The sequence below is a fragment of the Rhizobium sp. BR 362 genome (genome assembly GCF_036528765.1).
GTDB lineage: Bacteria > Pseudomonadota > Alphaproteobacteria > Rhizobiales > Rhizobiaceae > Rhizobium.
Window position 1 is genome coordinate 243,175 of the sequence record NZ_JARWGH010000007.1, and the last position, 22,072, is coordinate 265,246.

Genomic DNA, 22,072 nt, shown 5'->3' on the forward strand with positions numbered 1-22,072 from the left:
GACAATGCCGTCTTCGAGAGGAAGTTCAGTACCGTCCGGTTCCGGCACTTCGACCGGTAACGACACACCCCGACGCAGCCGGGGCAAGCCAAGCCAGCAATTGCGCCCCGAAATGATAGCCCTCCAGGTTTCCACCCTGCCATTGGGGGATCTGCAGACGTAGCGTTTTCGTACCCATTTGTCTCTCCGAGCTTTGTCGCGGAGCGCCGGCTGCTCTTTATTCTACCCGACAGGTCGGCGCAGCCCTCACGTCCGCGTCATCTTCCAGCTTCTGACTTCGAACGGCAGGATGTCCGGACCGGCGGCGCGTTGGGCTGGCTCTTCCATCAGATTGACGGCCTCGCTGATGGCCCAGCCCTTTGTCGGCGTGACGGAAAGTCCGCCGCGCCGGCCGACCGGTTCGTAAACGCGCAGCACAAGACCATCCCCATCCTCAGCCGGCTTGATGGCCGAAAGCGCGACCGGCGTGCCGGTTACCGCAATTGGCGTTAGCGTCGCCTCCGCGAGATTGGTAGCCGCCCTGATGATCAGCGGCTGGTTCAAGTCGTCGGCCTCCTCGCGCACGCCACCGGAATGCCATTCGCCGCTGTGCGGCAGCAATGCGTAGGTGAAGCGTTGCACGCCCTCATCCGCCATCGGATCGGGATAGATGGGTCCGCGCACCAGGCTGATGCCGAGGACGTTGCCGCGGGCGCTATGGCCATATTTCGCGTCGTTGAGCAAAGCGACGCCGAAATCCGGCTCACTGAGATCGATGAAGCGGTGGGCGACCGCCTCGAACATCGCGGCATCCCAGCTCGTGTTGGTGTGCGTCGGACGGCTGACGACGCCATAGGCGCATTCGAACGTCGCATTGCGTGCCCGCGTCGCGACCGGGCTTAGCGACCGCAGCAGAGTGCGGCGATCATGCCAGTCGATTTCAGTCTCGACGTCCAGCCGCCGCGCATTGGCCGTCAGCACATAGTGCTGCACGATGCTGGAGTTGCGATAGCGATGGACGACCTTTATCGCGGCCCGATCCGGATTGTTTTCGACGAGCTCGATGCTTTCCGGCTTGTCCAGACGGATACCCTTTTCCGGATAATCGGCGTCGATGTCCCAGGCGTCCCAATTGCGTGGCTTGTCGACCGGATAGACCCAGAGCTGATTGCCGGATCCTGCCAAAGCCTCACGGCCGGTCGCCTTGTATACGAGGCTCTGCACAGCCCCATCCGCACCGATGGTAACCGCGAGATGCTCATTTTCCAGCCGGTTCGCTTCCGCGCGCAAACCGCCGGCCGGCTTCAATGCGGCGCGGTCGAAGACGTGAATGCCAAGCGGCGAAACTATATCGCCGGTCGAAAGGACCGTGCCGTCAGCGAGAACCGCACGCAACGGCCGGGCATCCAGCGACGGATTGACGACGACGAGAGCGTCCGCAATGCCGCCCTTCGGCAAGACCGAGACGATGGCATCCATAGCGTCCTTTTGAGCGACCTTGGCGTGATCGATCACGCCGGAAAGTTCGCGCTCGGCGTCCTGATAGACCTCGTTGATGCTCGATCCCGGCAGAATATCGTGAAACTCGTTCTTCAAGGTTACGCGCCAGTCGGCTTCCAGGCTCTGTGGCGCGGCGCCCCCGATCATATGGGCGATCGATGCCAGGGTTTCCGCCGTGATCAGCGCCCGCTCCGCTCTGCGATGCAGCCGCTTGACGCCGCTCTGGCTGGTCAGGGTCGCGCGATGCAGTTCGAGATAGATTTCGCCCGACCAGGTCGGAAGGCGTTTTTCCTTGGCGGTTCGATGGGCGCTTTCAAAGAAATCGGCGACCTTGCCCCAACGCGCCCTCGGAATGGCGGGGAAATCGCGTAACTGCACTTCCCGCTCGACCATTTCCGGCGTCACGCCGCCGCCGCCATCGCCGTAGCCAACCGCAAGCAGTGAGCTATCGTGCAGGGTTTTTGCTCGGAAGTTCTTCCAGGTCGGCATGAGGCAATCCGGCTGGACAAAGCCGTTATAGCCCTGCATCGGATTGTCGAAGGTATGCGCGAGCACCCGGCTGCCATCCAGACCCTCCCACCAGAAGAGATCGTAAGGGAACCGGTTGGTCTCGCTCCAATTGACCTTGATGGTGAAGAAACTCTCGATGCCGCCCTGGCGCAGCAACTGCGGCAAGGCGCCGGAAAAGCCGAAGCAATCCGGCAGCCAGCAGACCGTGTGACGGGCGCCGAAAGTCTTTTCGAAATAGCGCTGGCCGTAAAGGATCTGCCGCACCAGGCTTTCTCCCGTCGGCATGTTGGTGTCCGGCTCGACCCACATGCCGCCGATCACTTCCCAGGAGCCATCGGCTACCTTTTCCCTAATGCGCGCGAACAGTTGCGGATCGTCAGCCTCCATCTGCGCACAATAATGAGCCGTCGACTGGTTGAAGCGGAAGTCGGGCGAGCGATCCATCAAGGACAGCGCCGTATGGAAGGTCCGGCGCATCTTGCGGCGCGTCTCGTCGTAGGGCCAAAGCCAGGCAAGATCGATATGGGCGTGGCCGGTCAGCAGCAATTCGCCGTTTTGCGGATAACGTTCCTGCAGAGCCTTCAGGCAGGCAACCAGGCCGTCATAGGCAGCAGCAACGGTCGCGCGCTCATCCTCGGTGAGACCCGGCGGGTTTTCGACCAGTTCGGGCAATTCCCAGATCTTTTGTTGCCATTCCGCGTTCGCCGTACGGGACACATAAGAAGCCGTGGCGGAAGGCCAGTCCAGGCTGCGCAGCGCTGTCTCGGCGGCATCGAGCAGATGCGGTACCACATCGTGATCACCAAGCGCTTCGATCGCCTCGCCTAACTGCCGCAACAAAAGGTGCAGCCGGTGCACGGGAATATCCAGCCAGGCGAGCCGCGCCCGGTTTAACTTCGGCTGGCGGTTCGGTTCGCCGAACGGGAAGCGCGCAACGCTGTCCGTGGTGATCGAGAGATTGCGGCTCTTGAGTGGGAATTCCTGATGGTAGGGATCGAGGCCGAAGCTCTCGCTTTCGCCTCCTTCATAAGCGAGCGTGATCAGGGTTTCACCACCGAGGTCAAGCTGGAGGCGGGTTTCCTCCAAAGGCCAGTCGCCAGGCACCTTCGCTTGCGAGGCGAAATGCACCACGCCTTTACGATGCGGCCAGGCCTCGCCAATGGCGATATCCTCCCCCTCGAACGTCCAATGATCGATCGCAGCGACAGCGCGCTCGCGCCAATGGCTGAGCTCTGTAGTGCGTACCTTTAAGCGGTCTAGGCGCTGGGCAATGGTGAGCATGGCATGTCCTACATGGTTGATGTCAGGCCGGACCGGATTGGCGGTCGTGGCGTCGAGAATGAGGCATAGCAAAGCAAGAAGAATGATGACGGTTTGACGTCATCAGGCGAGCACGACCGGCAAAAGTAGGAGGGCAAGGCCGCCGGAAAAACATTCCTTGGCCGGGACGTTGATGCCTGTGCTCACTCGACGGTCTCCTCCTCCTGCGTGAAGCGCGCATAGATTACGGCGAAGAACAGGCCGATGACCAGTCTCAAAATGGCAGCAATTTTTTGGGCTTGCCGCTTCGCAACAAGCGACGCGACGAGGCGTTTGGGCGGCGGGGCAGTAAACAACCCCGCCGCTATTCTTCAATGTCTTGGTATGCGCGGCAAGAAGATCGTGAACAGGCCGAGGAGCGGCAGATACGAGCAGACCGTATAGACGAAGGAGATGCCGTGCGTATCGGCAAAATCGCCGAGGAACGCCGCACCAAGTCCGCCGGCCCCGAAGGCGAAGCCGAAGAAGATGCCGCCGATCAGCCCGACGCGGCCGGGAATCAGCTCCTGCGCGAAGACGACGATGGCCGGGAAGGCCGAAGCAAACACCAGCCCGATCACCACTGTCAGGACGCAGGTCCAGAACAGGTTCGCATAGGGCATCATCAGCGCGAAGGGAATGACGCCGAGGATCGAGAACCATATCACGAAGCGCGCTCCGAAACGGTCCCCGACCGGACCGCCCATGATCGTTCCGACCGCAACCGAGCCAAGGAAAAGAAACAGCATCAATTGCGCATCGCGAACGTCGAGATGGAACTTATCGATGACATAGAAGGTGAAATAGCTGGATATGCTCGCCATATACACGTTCTTCGTTGCCGTCAGCAGGATGAGGATCGCGAGCGCCCAGACGGCCTTGTTGCGCGCTATCGGCAAGGCGCGGCTGGGAGCCGGACGCGCGGCATGCTGGCGGCGATGGCTGACATACCAGGTGCCGACCCAGCTCAGGACGATGAAGCCGATTACCGCCAGAACCGCAAGCCAGGCAACGCTCGACTGGCCGTGCTGGAGCACGAAGAAAGCAGCGATCAGCGGCCCGATGGCAGAGCCGGCATTGCCGCCGAGCTGAAAGAGCGACTGCGCCAGGCCATGGCGTCCGCCGGATGCCAGCCGCGCAACGCGCGAGGCTTCCGGATGGAACACGGCGGACCCAAAGCCGATGAGACTCGCCGCGACCATCAGCATACCGAAGCTACCGGCATAACCGAGCAGCACCAGCCCTGAAAAGGTGCTGACCATGCCGACCGGCAGGGAATAAGGCATGGGCCATTTGTCGGTGACGATACCGACGACCGGCTGCAGCAGCGACGCCGTAATCTGAAACGTCATCGTCAACAGACCGATCTGGACGAAATCGAGCGCGTAATTCTCCCGGAACATCGGGTAGAGCGACGTCAGCAGCGATTGCATGATGTCGTTCAGAAGATGGCAGACACTGACCGCCACGACGATGGAAATTGTCGTCTTCTCAAATCGGGCTTGCGCGCCCGAAAATGCCGCAACCATTGAGGATTCCTTCCTGCGCCGGCCGATTCTTTTCGGCCATGCCGTTTGATCAGCCTTTTACACGGCTTGCAGGTGACCTTCTTTCGTGTTTTGGTCCAATTCTTTCGCGATCGGGCCAAAATGGAAAAGCTCTCTCAAAAGCTGCTGGCGACACTGGAAAAGGACCACGAGCAAAATATGCTCTGGATGGAGGGATCGAATGCCGGTGTGCTCGTCAACAGCTCCGAGCCGCCGCAAGGCTACACCGTTCCCTGGCATCATCACCGCCGCACGCAATTGCTCTGCGTTTTCGCCGGTGTCGTCCTGATCCTGACGACCCGGGGCCGTTGGATGGTGCCGCCCGGCCATGCCTTGTTCATTCCCGTCGGCCTGGAACATTCCGTCGAGATGCTGAGCGATGTCAGCATAAAATCGGTCTACGTGACACCGAGCGATCCGACGCCGTCGCAAGAAGCGCCGCGTGTCGTCGAAGTAACGGATCTGGCGCGCAGTCTGCTGCTCGAAGCCATTCGGCTGCGTGAGGCGCCCCTTGGAAATCGCAAGGCCGAACTTGTCCTTTCCCTCCTCATGGAGGAGATTTCGACGCTGGAGGAACGCCCCCTCGGCCTCCCCTTTCCATCCGACCGGCGGCTGGCAGCGCTCTGCCGCGACTATCTGGCAAACCCGACGCCGAATGCCCGGCTGGACGATTGGGCCGAAAAGCTGGCGATAAGTCGCCGGACCTTCACACGGCAATTTCGCAAGGAGACCGGCATCAGCTTCACCACCTGGCGCCAGCAGGCAAGCGTCTTCGCATGTCTGCCGCAACTTGCCGAGGGACAGCCGGTGACAAACGTTGCGCTGGAGGCCGGCTATGAAAGCGTCGCCGCCTTCACCACCATGTTCCGCCGCATGCTCGGAACCTCGCCCCGCACCTATATGGTGAACCGCTGGTCTTTCGACCGGCAGTAAAATCTCCGAGACATCCGGCCCGCTTACAGCCAAAGACATCCATCGGCAGGGATGATCAAAAAAATTTGAGAAAAGCTTTTCTCATCTTGACTCCTGACTTGAGAAAAGGTTTTCTCAGCGCAAATAAGTTCGGGAGAGGACATCTGGAAAACCAGCGGATCAGAACCGGCCGGGTAACGATTCACGATGTTGCCGCTGCCGCAGGGGTCAGCATTTCGACCGCATCGAAAGCGCTGAACAATACCGGGCGAATGGGCGACGATACGCGCGAACGCGTCAAGCGGATCGCGACAGAAATCGGCTTCCGGCCAAATGCCTTGGCGAAGGGTCTGCTCAGCAATCGGAGTTTCACCATCGGTCTTTTGACCAACGATACCTACGGCCGTTTCACTCTCCCTGTCATGGCCGGAATTACCGAGGCGCTCGTCGATCACGGCGTCTCGGTATTTCTCTGCACGATCGAAGATGACCCTGCGCTCGGAAAGGTTCATGTGGACGCCATGCTGGACAAAAGTGTCGATGGCATCATCGCTTCGGGAAAGAGGATCGACCGCCGGCTGCCGGTGGATTTGTCCAACCTGCCCGTGCCGGTCGTCTACGCCTTCACGGAGGGGACATCTGATAGTGTTACCTTCTGTGCCGATGATTTTCAGGGCGCCGCTCTTGCTGTCGAATGGCTGATGGGTCTTGGCCGCCGCCGGATCGCCCATATTACCGGCCCGGAGAGCTTCGTTTCGGTGCGCGAGCGCACCAGGGCATACCACGACCTGGTCGGCGATGCATTGCCGGTGATGTACGGCACATGGTCCGAGGCTTGGGGACATGAGGCCGTTGCGAAAATCTGGGATACGCCCGGACGGAAGCCGGATGGCATTTTCTGCGGCAACGACCAGATCGCCCGTGCGGTGGTCGACGCCTTGCGCGAGCGCGACGTGCGCGTGCCGGAGGACCTCTCCGTCGTCGGCTTCGACAATTGGGAGATTGTCGCCGCCCAAACACGGCCGCCGCTGACGACGGTCGATATGAATCTCAAGGCGCTCGGGCGAGAGGCCGGGCTGACGGTCCTGGCGTTGGCGGAAGGCCGCGCCGTCGAACCGGGCATCAGAACATTGCCGTGCGAACTGGTCGTGCGGCAGTCGTGTGGGGGAAACCCCGAGCATTAGTTGAGGAAGAGGGGCTGAAGGAAGTGCCCCATGGGAGGAGAAACATGATGAAGCGACTTCTGGCCGCGACCGGCCTCATATCCTTATGCCTGATGTCGTCCGGCGCGTCTGCTGCCGAAAACATCACGATGTGGGTGCGCTCCGGCATCGGCGATTCCTTCAAGAAGGTCGTCGAAGCATATAACACCAGCCATGACGACAAGGTCACCATGACCGAGGTACCCTTCTCGGAGCTCGTGCAGAAATACGCAACCGCGATCGCCGGTGGCCAGGCGCCCGACGCCCTGTCGATGGACTTGATCTACACGCCGGCCTTCGCCGCAGCAGGCCAGTTGGAAGACCTGACCGACTGGGCCAAGAGCCTGCCCTATTTCAACTCTCTCTCGCCGTCGCATGTGAAGCTCGGCACCTATCAGGACCACATTTACGGCTTGCCGCTCTCGGTCGAGACCTCCGTGTTCGCCTGGAACAAGGACCTCTATAAGAAAGCCGGCCTCGACCCCGAGAAAGCGCCGACGACCTGGGACGAGATCACCAGCAACGCCGAAAAGATCCGCGCGCTCGGCGGCGATACCTACGGCTTCTACTTCTCCGGCGGCGGCTGCGGCGGCTGCATGATCTTCACCTTCACACCACTTGTCTGGGGTGCAGGCGCCGACATTCTTTCGGCCGACGGCAAGAAAGCGACGCTCGATACGCCGCAGATGCGCAAGGCAGTCGATATCTACCGCAACATGGTCAAGAACGATCTGGTGCCGGCAGGTGCTGCCAGCGACACTGGCGCCAACTTCCTGAGCATCAGCAACGGCAAGATCGGCCAGCAGAGCATCGGCGCCTTCTCGATCGGCACGCTGATCACCCAATATCCTGATATCCATTTCGGCGTCACGCTGATCCCCGGCGTCGACGGCAAACCCTCCTCCTTTGCCGGCGGCGATAACTTCGTCATCACCAAGGGCACCAAGAAGCTCGACGCGGTGAAGAAGTTCCTCGAATATACCTATTCGTTGGATGGTCAGAAGATCATGGCGAAATACGGCAGTCTGCCGACGCGCGGTGATATCGCCGATCAGGTGCTTCAAGGCCTCGATCCTCGCATGCAGGTGGGCCTGAAAGCCATCTCCATCGCCAAGACGCCCTATACGCTGCAGTTCAATGACCTGATTAACAGCGCCAACGGCCCATGGGCCGGCTTCACCAATGCCGCAATCTTTGGAGACGACGTCGACTCGGCCTTCTCCAATGCTCAGTCGGAAATGCAGTCGATCATCGACAACGCACAGCAGTAATAAACCATCAAAGACCGGGAGGCTTGGCCTCCCGGTCCTCTCCACCAAAACATCAGGAGCATTCCATGGCTGGTCCCGAAGCTATCGGAGCACTGCGGCGTCGCAAGCGGCGGCGAAGTGCCGGTTGGCACGGATTTCTCTACATCGCGCCGGCCATGGCGCTGGTCTTGGTCTTCTTCGTTCTGCCCGTCCTCTTTACCGGCTGGATGAGCCTGCACAACTGGCCGCTGCTCGGCAATCCGCGCTGGATCGGCTTCGGCAACTATACAAGGATGGTGTCGGATGCTCGCTTCATGGCGGCATTGCGCTTCACCGCCTACTATACGGTAATCGTCACCATCGTCATTTTCGCCGTCGCTTTTCCCCTGGCACTTTACGTTGAAAAACAGCGGCGCCTCGTCGGCTTCTATCGAACCATCATCTTCCTGCCCGTCGTCGTCGGGCTGGCGACGGCCTCGCTTCTCTGGGTCTGGCTCGCCAATGTCGATAGCGGCTTTTTCGTGCCTGCGGCGCAAGCGCTGGGGCTGATCGACCGCAGGCCGAACCTGCTTGCCGACTTCGACAGCGCCTTTGCCACGATCGTCGTAATGGTGGTCTGGAAGATTGCCGGATTTACCATGATCATCCTGCTTACCGGCCTGCAGGCCATTCCCTCCGAGCTGACGGAGGCCGCTCGCATCGATGGCGCCAGGAGCTGGCAGCGCTTCCGCTTCCTGACCCTGCCGCTGATGCGCCGGACGATCGCGCTTGCCTTGATCATCTCGATCACCGGCTCGGTGCTCGCCTTCGACCAGTTCTACATCATGACCAGCGGCGGACCTCAAAACCAGATGATCTCGGTTGTCTATTATATCTTCAACCAGTCCTTCGTGTCCTTCAATCTCGGCTATGGCGCGGCACTATCGATCGCCCTTCTCGTCATTCTTGTATTGATCAGCATCGTCCAGCTCTGGCTGCTACGCGTCGGGGACGATCACCCATGAGCATCACCAACATGAGCACAACGAATGTGAGAACCGCAAAAGAGCGCCGCGCCAGGCGGAAAATGTGGAGTGCCGTCAGCTATCACGGCGTCGGCGTCATCATCGTCATCTTCTTCTTCGCGCCTTTTGCGATCGCGCTATTGTCATCCTTCCGGCATGGTACCGAGGCCAGCCTTCCGCCGCTGCCGCCTTGGCCGACATCTGGCTTCAGCTTCGATGCCTACCGCGCCCTCGACGGTTTCGGTGCTGGCGTCGTGCAGCATACGCTGAACTCGCTCTTCGTTTCGGTGACGACGGTCATCCTGACGGTCATGGTCAGTCTGCTCGCCGGCTACGGCTTTTCGCGCTACCAGTTTCCGTTCAAGGGCGCCTTCTTCATCCTGATCATCGCAACGCTGATGATCCCGTTCCAGTCGATCCTGACGCCGCTCTTCATCATCCTGGCAAGGCTCGGCCTTAACAATTCGCTGCTCGGGCTGACGCTGGTCTATGTCACGCTTCAGCTACCCTTCTCGGTCTTCATGATGCGCAACGCCTTCGACGCCGTGCCCAAGGAGATCGAGGAAGCCGCCCGTATCGACGGCGCGCGTGACCTGAAGCTGTTGTTCCGCGTGCTGCTGCCACTCGTGCTACCGGGCGTGGCGACTGTTGCGATCTTTGCCTTCCTCAATGCCTGGAACGAGTTCCTGGCAGCGCTGGTGCTGCTTTCGAGCAACGAGAAATTCACGTTGCCGGTGCTGATGATCGCGGTTCGGACGGGGCGGCTCGGTGCCGTCAACTGGGGCGCGGTCCAGGCTGGCATCGCCGTCATGACCATACCCTGCGTCATCGTCTTCCTGCTTCTGCAACGCTATTACATGCGCGGTCTGATGGCCGGCGCGGTGAAATGAAACTCAAACGAAACGGATGAAAGCCATGTCAGACAAGCAAAATCGCCAGTTCCGCCCCCTGCCCGTTCCGAATGTCGAACTTCAGGGCCTTTTCGGTGCCCGGCAGGACGCGATCTGCAATTCGACGGCCGCCACCCTCCTCGACCGCTGTGTCGAGGCCGGCATGGTCAGGGCGATCGACGTCGACCTGCCGAGCCCCGGCATTATCCTTCCGCTGCAGACCTGGTCGGGTTCGACGCAGATGTTCTGGGACAGCGATCTCGGCAAGTCGATCGAGACGATCGCCTATTCGCTCTATCGCCGCCCGAACCCGGAGCTCGAGGCCCGCGCCGATGCGATCATCGATATGTATGAAAAACTGCAGCAGGAGGACGGTTATTTGAACGCCTGGTTCCAGCGCGTTCAGCCGGGCCGGCGTTGGACCAACCTGCGCGACCATCACGAGCTCTACTGCGCTGGACACCTGATCGAAGCTGCAGTCGCCTATTACCAGGCGACGGGAAAACGCAAGCTGCTCGATGTAATGAGCCGCTTTGCAGACTACATGATCACCGTTTTCGGCCATGGCGAAGGACAATTGCGAGGCTATTGCGGCCATGAGGAAGTTGAGCTGGCACTGGTCAAGCTCGCTCGCGTCACCGGCGAGAAGAAATATCTCGACCTTGCCAAATATTTCATCGACGAGCGTGGTCAGGAGCCGCATTTCTTTACCGAAGAAGCGCTGCGCGACGGTCGCGATCCGGCAAAATTCGTGCAGAAAACCTATGAGTACAATCAGGCCCATCAGCCGGTGCGGGAGCAGAAGAAGGTCGTCGGTCATGCCGTGCGCGCCATGTATCTCTATTCCGGCATGGCCGATGTCGCGACCGAATATAATGACGACAGCCTAACGTCGGCGCTGGAGACGCTGTGGGACGATCTGACCACCAAGCAGATGTATGTCACAGGCGGCATCGGGCCGGCCGCTTCCAACGAAGGTTTCACCGACTATTACGACCTGCCGAACGAAAGCGCCTATGCCGAAACCTGCGCCTCGGTTGGCCTCGTCTTCTGGGCGAATCGCATGCTGGGGCGCGGGCCGAACCGGCGTTATGCCGACATCATGGAACAGGCGCTCTATAATGGCGCGATGGCCGGACTATCGCTCGACGGGAAAACCTTCTTCTACGAAAACCCGCTGGAAAGCGCCGGTAAGCATCATCGCTGGACCTGGCATAACTGCCCCTGCTGCCCTCCGAACATCGCCCGCCTGCTCGCCTCCATCGGTTCCTACATGTATGCGGCCGCCGATAACGAAATCGCCGTCCATCTCTATGGCGAGAGCAAGGCCCGTGTTCCCCTCGCAAGCGGCGTGACGGTCGAACTGGCTCAGAAGACGAATTATCCTTGGGACGGCGCGATCCGTTTTGAGGTCAATCCCGACCGGGGCGCCCGCTTTGCACTGTCGCTGCGCATTCCCGAATGGGCAGAGGGTGCGACGCTTGCCATCAACGGTGCTTCCGTCGATCTCTCGTCAGTCACCGTCGATGGCTACGCACGCATTGAGCGGGAGTGGCAGAGCGGCGATAGCGTCGACCTCAACATTCCACTGATCCCACGCACCTTGTTCGCCAACCCCAAGGTACGTCAGGATGCCGGCCGCGCGGCACTGATGCGCGGACCTCTGGTCTATTGCGTCGAGACCACCGATAATGGCCGTGATCTCAACGGCATCTCGCTTGCCGGCAACCCCGCGTCGGCACAGACAAGGGAAATTGCCGCACTGGAGGGCGCAGTCGCACTCGATATTCCGGTGAACCGCGATGAGGCGGATTGGGGATCGGACCTCTATCGAACCGCGCCGCCAAAGAGCCGGTCCGCCACGGCCCGTTTCGTTCCCTATCATCTGTGGGATAATCGCGAACCGGGTGAGATGCTGGTCTGGGTCCGCGCCGGCCAGATGCAACACGGAGCCTGACATGGGCAAGAACAGCATGAGATTGACCGGCGTCCGCAAGAGTTATGGCGGGCTGGAGGTTATTCACGGGATCGATCTCGAAGTGCAGGAAGGTGCATTCGTCGTCTTCGTCGGCCCGTCCGGCTGCGGCAAGTCGACCTTGCTCCGGATGATCGCCGGGCTGGAGGAAGTGACCGACGGCGAAATCGCCATCAAGGGCCGGGATGTCACCGATCTAGACCCATCCGAGCGCGGCATTGCCATGGTCTTCCAATCCTATGCGCTCTATCCGCATATGAGCGTACGCGAAAATCTCGGTTTCGGGCTCAAAATGGCCCGAACCGATACCGCCGAGATCGAATCGCGCGTTAGAGCCGCTTCGGCGATCCTCAAGATCGACCATCTGCTGGACCGTCGTCCCGGCCAGCTTTCGGGCGGCCAGCGCCAACGTGTCGCCATCGGCCGGGCGATCGTGCGAAAGCCTGACGTCTTCCTGTTCGACGAGCCGCTGTCAAACCTCGATGCGGAACTGCGCGTCTCCATGCGCATCGAAATCGCCCGGCTGCATCGTGAGCTCGGCAATACGATGATCTATGTGACGCACGACCAAACCGAGGCGATGACGCTCGCCGACAAGATCGTCGTGCTGAGAGACGGTAAGATCGAGCAGGTCGGCAGCCCACGCGAAGTCTATGAAGATCCGGCCAATATCTTCGTCGCCGGCTTTATCGGTTCGCCGCGCATGAACATGATCGAAGCCGAATGGGCCGCCGACGGCTCCGCCAAAGTTCCAGGCGGCGCCATCAAAACGGATATAAGCCAGGCCAGCCTGACGCCTGGCGATAAGCTGATGCTGGGCATGCGCCCGGAGCATCTGATCGTCGTATCCGACAGCAATGATGCCATCCGCGTAACTGTCGATTTCGATGAATATCTCGGCGGCACACGCTATCTCTATTGCCAGACAGAGGACGGCCAAAGCTTGATCGCCGAATATCGCGAGGGTCCCGATGTTCAGCGCGGCGACACGCTTTATCTGCGCTGTTCGCCGGAAAGGCGCCGCTATTTCGACGGGCAGGGAAACCGGCTCCGTTGACGCATCATCTCAAAGCGGCACTGCCAATCATTTGACGAACAACAAAAATTGTGACGATGTTTGCCGGTAGCACCGGACCATCTGCTTCGGCAAATGAATTTGGAGGCGGCTAAATGGCCAGACTGACCGAAGATGCCAAGGGCGTCTATGTGATCGCCGTTACGCCCTTTACCGACGAAGGCGCGCTCGATTTCGCCAGCATCGACAGCATGGTGGATTTCTACGAAAGCGTCGGGCTGACCGGGCTGACGGTGCTTGGTCAGCTCGGCGAGGCGCCGAAACTGACGGCGGAGGAATCGCGCGCCGTCGTCGAACGCGTGTTGAAGCGCCTCGATAGCCGCCTGCCCGTCGTGGTCGGCGTTTCAGCGCCGGGACTTGCGCCGATGCAGGAATTGGCTGAGGCCGTGATGGACCAGGGCGCAGCGGGCGTGATGGTCGCGCCGCCCTGGACGATCAGGACCGACGACCAGGCCTTTACGTTCTATCAATCGGTCGGCGAAGCGCTGGGCGATACGCCCTTCGTGCTGCAGGACTATCCGCTGACAACCAACGTCACCGTTGCGCCCAAGGTCATCGATCGGATCATCAAGGAAGTGCCGAACTGCGTCATGCTCAAGCATGAGGATTGGCCGGGCCTTTCGAAGATTACGGCGTTGCGGGTCTCCAGCGATAGGGGCGAAACGCGGCATATCTCCATTCTCTGCGGCAATGGCGGCCTCTTCCTGCCTGAGGAAATGGGCCGTGGTGCCGATGGCGCCATGACTGGCTTTTGCTATCCGGAAATGATGGTCGGCGTCGTTCAGGCTTATACGGCCGGAGATGTCGACCGGGCACACGAGATCTTCGACGCCTATTTGCCGCTAGCGCGCTATGAGCAGCAACAAGGCATTGGCCTCGCCGCCCGCAAATATGTCCTCGCCAAACGCGGCGTCATCAAATCCGCCGCCCTGCGCAAGCCTGGGGCCAAGCTTTCGCCACTCGATGTGCAGGATGTCGAACGCCTGCTCGCCCGACAGGCGCTGCGCCTCCGGGAGATCGGCGCATGAGGCTCGGACTGGTTCTCGGTGCAAGCCATGGACCAGGCAGCGATTGGCACCGGTCAATGAGGGCCATCCAATATCAGAGTCGCGAATCAGAGCCGACGGGGGCATGATCCGATGAATTGAGACGATGAATATCGGCCAGGGGGCTTTGGTGGCGAAGACCTATGATTTCATCATCGCCGGCGGTGGTTCGGCGGCTTGCGTTGCCGCCATGCGGCTGGTGCGGGATTTCGGCTTTTCCGTGCTCATCATCGAGCGGGGGCCGCGCAAGACCGCCAAGCTGATGGCCTTTCCCGCCGGCTATATGAAATATCTCGCCCGCGACGATTTCCTCGAAATGCACCATACGGTTCCGCAGCCGCAACTCGGCGGTCGCGGTCCGATCGTTCCGGTCGCCAAGGCACTCGGCGGCGGCAGCGCCGTCAATGCCATGGTCTATATGCGCGGCCAGAAGGAAGATTACGACGGCTGGGCCACCCATCTCGGCCACGGGATAGAATGGTCCTATGCCAACATGCTGCCGCACTTTAAAGGGATCGAAGCCAATACGCGCTTCAACAACAGATATCATGGCATATCCGGCAATCTGCGCATCTCCGAGCCAGGGCATATTTCCGGAACGACGGAGGATTTCCTTTTGGCCGCTCAAGGGCTCGGCCATCCCTATAATCCCGACTTCAACGGCGTCAGGCAAAACGGCGTCGGCATCATGCAGCACACCTTCGGCCAGTGGGATGGCAAGACGGAGCGCTCCGACGCCAAGAAGGCCTTTCTCGATCCGCTTGCCGGCGACAAAAGGCTTGAGATTATCACGGACGCGCGGGTCGACCGCATCGTCATCGAAAACGGTCGTGCGATCGGTGTCACCTACACGCGCAATGGCGAAAGCCACACGGTCCGTGCCGAGCGAGAAATACTGGTCGCCGCAGGCACATACAACAGCGCCAAACTGATGATGCTGTCCGGCATTGGCCCGGCAGACCACTTACGGGAACATGATATTGCCGTTGCTCTCGATCTTCCCGGCGTCGGCGCCAATCTGCAGGACCATCATGAAGTCCCTGTGATCGCCACGACCAAGAGCAAGTCCGGCTATTTCGGCGAGGACATGGGATGGCCCATGCTTCGCAACGGGCTGCAATATCTGCTCTTCAACTCCGGTCCGGTCACCACGACCGGTATCGAAGCCTGCCTGTTCTACGATCCGGACGGCAGCGAACGGCCATCGATCCAGCTTTATTGCGCCCCGATCGTCTACCTCGACCGTGACGTCTCCTCCGCCAAGCCAACCTATGGCGTTACCTTCACCTCCTGTCTCCTGCGCCCGAAAGCACGTGGCAGTGTAAAGCTGCGCTCGAGCAATCCTGCGGATATGCCATTGGTCGACTGCAACTTCTTCGGCGATCCCGACGACCTGCGCCTGACGCTCGCCTCATTGAAGGTCGCACGGCAACTGCTGGAGACAGAGCCGTTCAAATCGAAGATCGCCGACGAAATCCTGCCCGGCCGGGCGCTGCAGGACGATGAGGCCCTCGGCAAATTTGCCGGCCAGACCGTCAAGACGAATTACCACCCTTCAGGCAGCCTGCAGATGGGGCCGGACAATGATCCGATGTCGGTGGTCGACGGAAAGCTGCGCGTGCGAGGCATCGATGGCCTGCGGGTGATCGACTGCTCGATCATCCCCTTCATCCCCTCGGGAAACACCAATGCACCGGCAATGGCGATCGGCTCAAAGGCGGCGGAGATGATTGGGAAGAGTTATTAAGGCTTGTCTCGTGACTAGAATTCCCAGGGCGAGATGAGATCAAGGCCTGTGATGCGAAAGTCGGATAAATTGCGCGTTGCCAAGCGGCCGCCATTGATGCGGGTAATAGCTGCGATCATGCCATCCGGAGCCGACATTGGTCGCCCTTGTCGCTCCGCAAGACCCATAATCTCGCCATAAGCAAGAGCTGCCTCTTCGGTGAAGCCGAAAATCCGATCGGCAAATCGACGCCGCCATTCAGATAGTCGTTGCTCCAAACGCGCTGCCCGTTGGTCCGGTATGATTTTGTGAATACCGAAAGCAATCTCGGCAATCGTAATAGTAGGCAGTGCAATCTCGGCGTCATGCCGGCTCAGCCAGGCGATAACGGCTGGCTCGGGCTGCTTGCGAAGCGTTTCGGATATGACATTGGTATCAAGAAATATCACAGATCAATTCCGTGATTGACTTTGCGCCTCTCTCGAATGACCGCCTCCAGGTCAATATCCTCGTCCTCGCTCATGGACATCCGAGCATAGAAGGACGCTGCCGGTTCCCGGCCGGCCTCGCGTATTTCATAGGATTCCAGCGCGCGTTCTACGATATCGGCAATGGTGCGGTTCTCGCGCCGGGCAAGTCGATAAGCGAGATCACGCGCTTTAGCACTGCGGACGGACAGTTGCGGTTCAGCCATCTGGTTCTCCTATGCATAAAAGATAAGCCGCAATCTCGGAGCCATCAAGATGGCAGATGATGGCAAGCTGGCAAAATAACACTCGGAGAGTTCCGTACCTTTCCAGCAAGCGAAACATCGAAAACAGCGCTTTTTCGCAATGCCGCGCTTTGCCATGCTTGACGACAAAGAACCTATGCATTTCCAACGGTTGATCTTCCCACGGGACCGCATCATTTTCGACGATCAGAAAGTCGTTCTGCCGTTGATGCCCTCGATCGTCGATCGCCGTGGGCCAAAGGAGAAGGGCATCACTACGGCACGAACATGATGGCCGCCTGAAAAGGGCACACTGATGAATTTGCGCAATAGGACGCTCAGCGCCTCGGGATTTCATGCACCAAAACGCGGTGTGATCGACGTCCTGGACGATGTGCTGATCGAAATCGATGCCGAGGGTGTGATTGCCGCCGTACATCGTCACGGCGATCCGAATTACCGGACCATTCGTGACGCGCGCGACGCATCCGGCGAACTCGTGACTTTGCCGGCCGGTTTTTACCTCTTGCCCGGTTTTGTCGATCTGCATGTGCATGCACCGCAATATCCGCAGCTCGGCGATGCGCTCGATGTTCCTTTGGAAGTCTGGTTGCAGAAATACACTTTTCCGTTGGAGGCGCGCTATCAGGACGCCGCCTTCGCGCGCCGCCTGTATGGCCTGCTGGTCGATGACCTGCTGACCAACGGCACGACGACCGCGGTCTATTTTGCCACCATTCATCAGGAGGCGACGCGGGCACTGGTCGATATCTGTCTGGAAAAGGGTCAGCGCGCCCTGATCGGCAAGGTGGTGATGGACAATGCCGACGAGTGTCCGGACTACTACCGGGACCCGTCAGGGCAAGAAGCGCTCGACGGCACGCGGGCGTTGATCGATTACGTGCGCGGCCATCCGGACAATCAGGAAGGACGCGTTCTGCCCGTCGCCACACCTCGCTTCATCCCCTCCTGCACCGATGCGACCCTCGAAGGTCTCGGCGCCATTGCCCGGGAGTGTGGCTGCCATGTGCAGACCCATTGTTCGGAGAGCGACTGGGAACACGGCTATGTTCTTGCAAGACATGGCATGACGGATACGGAAAGCCTGGATCGCTTTGGCTTGCTTGGCCGCAGGACGGTCTTGGCCCATGCGAATTTCCTGACGGCGAAGGATATGGAAACGGTTCGCGCGCGCGGGGCCGCCATCGCGCATTGCCCGCTTTCGAACGCCTATTTCGCCAATGCCGTCTTTCCATTGCGCGCTGCGCTTGAAAAGGGGCTGCATCTCGGTCTCGGCACAGACATTTCCGGTGGCCCGAGCGCTTCTATGTTCGAGAACGCCCGTGGCGCGATTCTCGCATCACGGATGCTGCAAAGCGGCGTCGACCCGAACTTGCCGCCATCAGCCCGCTCGACGTTCGGGCCGGCCCAGATCGATTTCCGCGATGCCTTCCATATCGCGACGGCAGGCGGCGGCGTTGCGCTCGATCTCCCTATGGGGCAATTCACGCCCGGCTATCAGTTCGACGCTATGCTCATCCATGCCGATGCCGAGAAAGGCACGGTGCGGCTGTTCGAAGACCGCGACAAGGGCGAGCGTATTCTGCAAAAAATCATCTACACCGCCTCGAGGCCGAACATAGCCGCCACTTGGGTTGGCGGCCGCAAGGTTTAGAAGCGTCAAGCCTTCGCCGCTTTCCTTGTCCTGAAAGTAATGAGGATGCGAGCCAAAACCTCAGTTCTTGAAAACGAAACAAGCGCCGCCTTTTTGGCGGACTTGAGCGCAAACTGCATCCGCCTCATCGCGCGTCTGCCGGCCGATACGGGCGGCGTATCGGATCCGACGACCGAAGTCGGCATTGCGCTGGCGCACGATGAGCGGCTTTTCTTTATTCAACGGCGATGGAAGCTTGGTGACATCCTCGGAGAAAAGCCGCCGGACCGTCTCGAGCTTGAAATGTTCCGCAAGCTGAGCGCCCCAGGGTGTCCAAGGCCGCTCCTGCTCCAAAGCGACCTGCTTCAACCGGCGGCTGCCGGCAAGCGCCATGCAGGCCTGCGCGAAAGGCTTGCCTTTGTCGAGTTCCGGGGCGATCGTATCCGGCGGATCGTCCTTCCATTGCTCGACCGTGTGCGCCGTAATGGCAATCACGTAGCTGCGCGTCTCGTTGGGGAGATTGCCGGAATTGAGGAAATTTGCGAGACCGTTTTCGCCGGCATTATAAGCGGCCGCCGCCAAACCGAGATTGCCGAAACGGTTGCGCAATTCGTCCAGATATGCCGCCGCCTTACCCAGCGCCTCCAGCAGGTCGTAGCTGTCCTGAACGCCGCGCAACCTTGCCGTTCCCGGCATGAATTGCGCAATGCCTTGCGCGCCCTTCGGGCTGACCGCATCGGGACGAAACGTGCTTTCGCGCCAGATGAGCCTCGCCAGATAATCCGGCGGAAGATGATTGGCGTGGGCGAAATAGTCGATCGCATCGCAGAGGTCGCGATTGTAACTTACTTTGCGGATGCAAAGTGTCTTGCCGGTGTCCGTTATAAAAGGTCCGGAAATGCAGGCCGGTGGCGCAACACTCCATTCGGGCTGGGCCCTCGCGGGACAAGCGGCCGATACGGCGAAGCCGGACGCAATAATGAGGCCTATGACCCTTCGGACAAGACTGGGCCGATGCTGGTTGCCTGCCATGCCTGCGAAACTCGTTGGAAACCGTCAAATCGCTAAATTACCTTTTTGATAGCATCGATGCGCGACGACGAAAACCAGGAAGCTCTAAGAGGGTTCCAGTGTTTTATGATCCGTATGCCTGCATTCCTCTATGCTGCGGCCGTTCGGGCCATGACGATTTCTCCGCCCTTGATCCGCTTCACGGATGAATCTGCGCCGATTATTGCGTAGACTTTCCGCACATCGCTGTGTCGCCCTGATCAATGGGACCGGCCGCTGACAACAGGGAAAGAGGAAGCAGCGTGACCAGCAGCCCAGCCTTCGACATTTCGTCCCTAAGGGCCTTCTATGCAAACGGGGGCACCGTTGCCCAAGTTATCGAGGCGGTTTTCGCGCGTCTTGCCGAAGTCGATGACCCCGGCATCTTTTTGCACCTTGCCGACAGAAAGAGCCTGATTGGACAAGCCGCCGCTCTTGGGCCCTTTGATCCGGCCGCAAAGCCGCTCTGGGGCACTCCCTTTGCCGTCAAGGACAATATCGATGTCGCGGGGATGCCGACGACTGCCGCCTGCCCGGATTTTGCCTATATGCCTGAAGCCGATGCTGCGGTCGTGCGTTTGCTGAAAGAGGCCGGCGCAATCGTCGTCGGCAAAACCAATCTCGATCAATTCGCAACCGGGCTCGCTGGCGTCCGCACGCCCTACCCAGCACCGCGCAATGCCATGGATCCCGATCTCGTGCCCGGCGGATCGAGCTCCGGCTCGGCCGTTGCCACGGCTCAGGGTATTGTCAGTTTCGCGCTCGGCACGGATACGGCCGGTTCGGGCCGCGTGCCGGCTGGTCTCAACAACATCGTCGGTCTGAAACCCAGCCTCGGCGCATTGTCGGCGACGGGCGTCCTTCCCGCCTGCCGCACGCTCGATTGCGTTTCAATCCTGGCCTTGACCGTCGATGATGCCTGGCGGGTGTTTGAGATTGCAGCGCGCTATGATGCCCAAGATGCTTATTCGAAGATTATTCCCACAACCGGCTTTGGTCAGACACCGCCGGGGCTGACCATCGGTGTCCCGGCGCAGGCGGACCGGCTGTTCTTCGGCGATGCCTTCATGGAAACGGCCTATGACGACGCCCTGCATATGATGGAAAAACTCGGTCATCGCCTTGTGGAAGTGCCGTTTGGCGATTTCTACAAGGTGGCAAATCTGCTTTACGAAGGCGCCTGGGTGGCGGAACGCTATGCGGCGGTTAAAGATTTTTTCGATGCCAACGAGGCGAGCTTCCATCCCATCACGCGGCAGATCTATGGCGGCGCCAAGCAATTTTCCGCGGCGGATGCCTTCAATGGCTTCTATACGCTGCAGGCCTTGAAACAAAAGGTCGCGCCGCTGATCGCGTCCGTCGATCTCTTCTGCGTACCGACTGCGCCGACCCACTATACTCTGGCCGATTTGAAAGCCGAACCGATCCGTGAGAACTCGCGTCTCGGCACCTACACCAATTTCGTCAATCTGCTCGACATGTGCGGGATCGCCGTGCCGGCGGGGACACGCAGCGACGGCCGTCCGGCCAGCATCACTCTGTTGGCGCCCTCTGGACATGATGGGCTGACGGCTTCGCTCGCTCGGGACATTCACAAGGCCAGCGGCCTGACGCTTGGCGCTACCGGCTGGCGCCAGCGGTAGGGGAAAAACCTCCCCGATGAAACCGGACTAGTCGTGGTGCTCGTTCTTTGACCTGAATGCGTCAAAGATCAATCCGCGCAGCCATCGATGAGCAGGGTCTGCATCCATACGCGGATGCCATGTTTGCGCGATAACGAAGCCGGGCGTGGCGACGGGAAGCTCAAACATCTCGATCTGCTTCGCCACACCCGCTTGGCAATACGAGCGCGGTACCAAGCCGACAAGATCGGTCGCTGCCGCAACGGCCATAACTGCCGGATAGCTCGGCACCACAAGATTGACCTTTCGCGAAAGGCCGAGTTCGGCGAGAGCGTCGTCCACTGGGCCTTTAAAATTTCCTCGTCTGGAGGAGATGACGTGTCCGCATGTGGCGTATCGCTCGGGCGTTATATGCCGCGCCTTTAAAAGAGGATGCCCAGCCCGCGCGACCCCGACAAAGCGGTCCTCGAACAATGTTTGGCCGCGCAACTCCGCGCCATCCCCCGAGATGACCCCGATGTCGAGGTCGAGCGTTGCATCCCGCAGAGGCTGAATTTCCTTGTTTGGCTTGGGCGCGAAACGGAGCCGCACACCAGGCGCGGCGTTCGTGACAGCGACGCTTAGACGCGCGGCATGCAACAGCACGAATGCCTCATTGGCGCGGATCGCGAAGTCCCGGTGCAACTCGCGAATGTCAATCACCGGCGGAGGCCCTAGCACAGTCTGGACAGCCGCCGTCAGCGAACGCACTTGGTCCGCTATCGCTTCCGCATGCGGTGTAGCGACCATCGCACGCCCCGCCGGAACCAGAATGGGATCGCTCAACGCGATCCGAAGTCTCGACAACGTCCGGCTCATGGCGGACGTACTTAGCCCAAGCTTTCGCGCGGCAGCCGATACGCTCCGCTCGCGAAGCAAAGCGTCCAAAGCTGGCAGCAGGTTCAAGTCCATCTCGGGCATAGACAGCGTTTTAACGAAGAGAGGCGTTCAACGCAACGGTCAATTGCCTGCGTTGCGTCTGGTGCAAACTGCGGGTCCGGGATATCCATCAGGCAACCAAACGAACAAGGTGAGCTCCTATGTCCCTGACATCACTCGCACCCCCTACCTATGACGGCC

The 22,072-nt window shown here is 60.0% G+C and carries 18 protein-coding genes and 1 pseudogene; 12 read left to right on the forward strand and 7 right to left on the reverse strand.

Features of this window, described 5'->3' with window-relative positions; translation table 11 throughout:
* Window positions 1–25: 25 nt before the first annotated feature.
* From QDY28_RS13265 to QDY28_RS13275, 3 genes are all read right to left on the reverse strand, one after another.
* The gene (locus tag QDY28_RS13265; protein ID WP_331382144.1) at window positions 26–178 is read right to left on the reverse strand and encodes a hypothetical protein; all 153 of its coding nucleotides are present in this window, start codon (window positions 176–178) and stop codon (window positions 26–28) included.
* Between the two features lie 68 nt (window positions 179–246).
* The gene (locus QDY28_RS13270; RefSeq protein ID WP_331382145.1) at window positions 247–3,270 is read right to left on the reverse strand and encodes an alpha-mannosidase; all 3,024 of its coding nucleotides are present in this window, start codon (window positions 3,268–3,270) and stop codon (window positions 247–249) included.
* A 350-nt stretch (window positions 3,271–3,620) separates the two neighbouring features.
* Window positions 3,621–4,817 carry an MFS transporter gene (locus QDY28_RS13275; RefSeq protein ID WP_331382146.1) on the reverse strand — a complete coding sequence of 399 codons (1,197 nt, stop codon included), beginning with the start codon at window positions 4,815–4,817 and terminating at the stop codon, window positions 3,621–3,623.
* A gap of 120 nt (window positions 4,818–4,937) precedes the next feature.
* Here QDY28_RS13275 and QDY28_RS13280 point away from each other — a divergent pair, with 120 nt between their 5' ends.
* The 9 genes from QDY28_RS13280 (at window position 4,938) to QDY28_RS13320 (ending at window position 15,936) form a co-directional block, all read left to right on the forward strand.
* Window positions 4,938–5,768: an AraC family transcriptional regulator gene (locus QDY28_RS13280; protein WP_331382147.1), complete on the forward strand. Its 831-nt coding sequence runs from the start codon at window positions 4,938–4,940 to the stop codon at window positions 5,766–5,768.
* A gap of 143 nt (window positions 5,769–5,911) precedes the next feature.
* Window positions 5,912–6,931 (forward strand): LacI family DNA-binding transcriptional regulator, encoded by a 1,020-nt coding sequence (locus tag QDY28_RS13285; protein ID WP_331382240.1) that lies wholly within the window; start codon window positions 5,912–5,914, stop codon window positions 6,929–6,931.
* A gap of 44 nt (window positions 6,932–6,975) precedes the next feature.
* Window positions 6,976–8,220, forward strand: a complete 1,245-nt coding sequence (locus QDY28_RS13290) for an ABC transporter substrate-binding protein (RefSeq protein ID WP_331382148.1) — start codon at window positions 6,976–6,978, stop codon at window positions 8,218–8,220.
* 65 nt (window positions 8,221–8,285) lie between these two features.
* Window positions 8,286–9,203: a carbohydrate ABC transporter permease gene (locus QDY28_RS13295; RefSeq protein ID WP_331382149.1), complete on the forward strand. Its 918-nt coding sequence runs from the start codon at window positions 8,286–8,288 to the stop codon at window positions 9,201–9,203.
* Window positions 9,204–9,229: 26 nt separating this feature from the next.
* A complete protein-coding gene (locus QDY28_RS13300) occupies window positions 9,230–10,093 on the forward strand; it encodes a carbohydrate ABC transporter permease (RefSeq protein ID WP_331382241.1) in 864 nt (287 codons plus the stop codon).
* 25 nt (window positions 10,094–10,118) lie between these two features.
* Window positions 10,119–12,050, forward strand: a complete 1,932-nt coding sequence (locus tag QDY28_RS13305) for a glycoside hydrolase family 127 protein (RefSeq protein WP_331382150.1) — start codon at window positions 10,119–10,121, stop codon at window positions 12,048–12,050.
* Between the two features lies 1 nt (window position 12,051).
* A complete protein-coding gene (locus QDY28_RS13310) occupies window positions 12,052–13,125 on the forward strand; it encodes an ABC transporter ATP-binding protein (RefSeq protein WP_331382151.1) in 1,074 nt (357 codons plus the stop codon).
* A 113-nt stretch (window positions 13,126–13,238) separates the two neighbouring features.
* Entirely contained in the window at window positions 13,239–14,171 is a 933-nt protein-coding gene (locus QDY28_RS13315) for a dihydrodipicolinate synthase family protein (protein ID WP_331382152.1), read from the forward strand.
* Window positions 14,172–14,295: 124 nt separating this feature from the next.
* Window positions 14,296–15,936, forward strand: a complete 1,641-nt coding sequence (locus QDY28_RS13320) for a GMC family oxidoreductase (RefSeq protein ID WP_331382153.1) — start codon at window positions 14,296–14,298, stop codon at window positions 15,934–15,936.
* A 14-nt stretch (window positions 15,937–15,950) separates the two neighbouring features.
* Here QDY28_RS13320 and QDY28_RS13325 read toward each other — a convergent pair whose 3' ends face one another.
* Both QDY28_RS13325 and QDY28_RS13330 read right to left on the reverse strand, forming a co-directional pair.
* The gene (locus QDY28_RS13325; protein WP_331382154.1) at window positions 15,951–16,364 is read right to left on the reverse strand and encodes a type II toxin-antitoxin system VapC family toxin; all 414 of its coding nucleotides are present in this window, start codon (window positions 16,362–16,364) and stop codon (window positions 15,951–15,953) included.
* The gene (locus QDY28_RS13330; RefSeq protein WP_331382155.1) at window positions 16,361–16,609 is read right to left on the reverse strand and encodes a plasmid stabilization protein; all 249 of its coding nucleotides are present in this window, start codon (window positions 16,607–16,609) and stop codon (window positions 16,361–16,363) included. Before QDY28_RS13330 ends, QDY28_RS13325 begins: the two co-directional genes overlap by 4 nt.
* A 334-nt stretch (window positions 16,610–16,943) precedes the next feature.
* Here QDY28_RS13330 and guaD point away from each other — a divergent pair, with 334 nt between their 5' ends.
* Window positions 16,944–18,302: a guanine deaminase gene (gene guaD, locus QDY28_RS13335; protein ID WP_331382156.1), complete on the forward strand. Its 1,359-nt coding sequence runs from the start codon at window positions 16,944–16,946 to the stop codon at window positions 18,300–18,302.
* A gap of 60 nt (window positions 18,303–18,362) precedes the next feature.
* On the opposite strand, the gene QDY28_RS13340 is transcribed toward guaD, so the two are convergent.
* Window positions 18,363–19,313, reverse strand: a complete 951-nt coding sequence (locus tag QDY28_RS13340; protein WP_331382157.1) for a lytic transglycosylase domain-containing protein — start codon at window positions 19,311–19,313, stop codon at window positions 18,363–18,365.
* Window positions 19,314–19,370: 57 nt separating this feature from the next.
* Here QDY28_RS13340 and QDY28_RS13345 point away from each other — a divergent pair, with 57 nt between their 5' ends.
* Both QDY28_RS13345 and atzF read left to right on the forward strand, forming a co-directional pair.
* Entirely contained in the window at window positions 19,371–19,523 is a 153-nt protein-coding gene (locus QDY28_RS13345) for a hypothetical protein (RefSeq protein ID WP_331382158.1), read from the forward strand.
* Between the two features lie 32 nt (window positions 19,524–19,555).
* Window positions 19,556–20,968, forward strand: a pseudogene (gene atzF, locus QDY28_RS13350) (allophanate hydrolase); the annotation flags it as partial.
* Window positions 20,969–21,001: 33 nt separating this feature from the next.
* Here atzF and QDY28_RS13355 read toward each other — a convergent pair.
* The gene (locus QDY28_RS13355; protein ID WP_331382159.1) at window positions 21,002–21,913 is read right to left on the reverse strand and encodes a LysR family transcriptional regulator; all 912 of its coding nucleotides are present in this window, start codon (window positions 21,911–21,913) and stop codon (window positions 21,002–21,004) included.
* Between the last annotated feature and the right edge of the window lie 159 nt (window positions 21,914–22,072).

Coding starts and splice junctions, on each gene's coding strand:
- QDY28_RS13265 (WP_331382144.1), bottom strand. CDS start 178: ATGGGTACGAAAACGCTACGTCTGCAGATCCCCCAATGGCAGGGTGGA.
- QDY28_RS13270 (WP_331382145.1), bottom strand. CDS start 3,270: ATGCTCACCATTGCCCAGCGCCTAGACCGCTTAAAGGTACGCACTACA.
- QDY28_RS13275 (WP_331382146.1), bottom strand. CDS start 4,817: ATGGTTGCGGCATTTTCGGGCGCGCAAGCCCGATTTGAGAAGACGACA.
- QDY28_RS13280 (WP_331382147.1), top strand. CDS start 4,938: ATGGAAAAGCTCTCTCAAAAGCTGCTGGCGACACTGGAAAAGGACCAC.
- QDY28_RS13290 (WP_331382148.1), top strand. CDS start 6,976: ATGATGAAGCGACTTCTGGCCGCGACCGGCCTCATATCCTTATGCCTG.
- QDY28_RS13295 (WP_331382149.1), top strand. CDS start 8,286: ATGGCTGGTCCCGAAGCTATCGGAGCACTGCGGCGTCGCAAGCGGCGG.
- QDY28_RS13305 (WP_331382150.1), top strand. CDS start 10,119: ATGTCAGACAAGCAAAATCGCCAGTTCCGCCCCCTGCCCGTTCCGAAT.
- QDY28_RS13310 (WP_331382151.1), top strand. CDS start 12,052: ATGGGCAAGAACAGCATGAGATTGACCGGCGTCCGCAAGAGTTATGGC.
- QDY28_RS13315 (WP_331382152.1), top strand. CDS start 13,239: ATGGCCAGACTGACCGAAGATGCCAAGGGCGTCTATGTGATCGCCGTT.
- QDY28_RS13320 (WP_331382153.1), top strand. CDS start 14,296: ATGAATATCGGCCAGGGGGCTTTGGTGGCGAAGACCTATGATTTCATC.
- QDY28_RS13330 (WP_331382155.1), bottom strand. CDS start 16,609: ATGGCTGAACCGCAACTGTCCGTCCGCAGTGCTAAAGCGCGTGATCTC.
- guaD (WP_331382156.1), top strand. CDS start 16,944: ATGAATTTGCGCAATAGGACGCTCAGCGCCTCGGGATTTCATGCACCA.
- QDY28_RS13340 (WP_331382157.1), bottom strand. CDS start 19,313: ATGGCAGGCAACCAGCATCGGCCCAGTCTTGTCCGAAGGGTCATAGGC.
- QDY28_RS13345 (WP_331382158.1), top strand. CDS start 19,371: ATGCGCGACGACGAAAACCAGGAAGCTCTAAGAGGGTTCCAGTGTTTT.
- QDY28_RS13355 (WP_331382159.1), bottom strand. CDS start 21,913: ATGCCCGAGATGGACTTGAACCTGCTGCCAGCTTTGGACGCTTTGCTT.